Below are 249 nucleotides of genomic sequence, written 5' to 3'. Positions count from 1 at the left end.
ATTCCAGTAAATACGTTTCGTCGGCCTCGACGATGCCGCTCAAGGGCTTGGGCCGGTCGTCCTTGGCCATGGCAAGAAAGCGGTGGCGCCAGCGAAAGCTCGTGTTGCGGTGGATGCCGGTCGTTTCCGCTGCCGCGCGTACCGTCATCGAACCCAACATGCACTGCAGGAACGGTAGCCATTTTTCGCGCAGCCGGATAAACGCCAGCGGCGTATCGGTCAGTGCATTGAAGGACCTGTGGCACTGGC

The 249-nt window shown here is 60.6% G+C and carries 1 pseudogene; it reads right to left on the bottom strand.

The features are described 5' to 3' along the window. Positions 1-249, bottom strand: a pseudogene (locus GM672_RS28805) (hypothetical protein); the annotation flags it as partial.

The organism is Pseudoduganella buxea, from assembly GCF_009720835.1.
GTDB classification, from domain to species: Bacteria; Pseudomonadota; Gammaproteobacteria; order Burkholderiales; family Burkholderiaceae_D; genus Rugamonas; species Rugamonas buxea.
The sequence above is the reverse complement of the archived record's forward strand: the minus strand, read 5'-3'. Positions and strand labels throughout refer to the sequence as shown.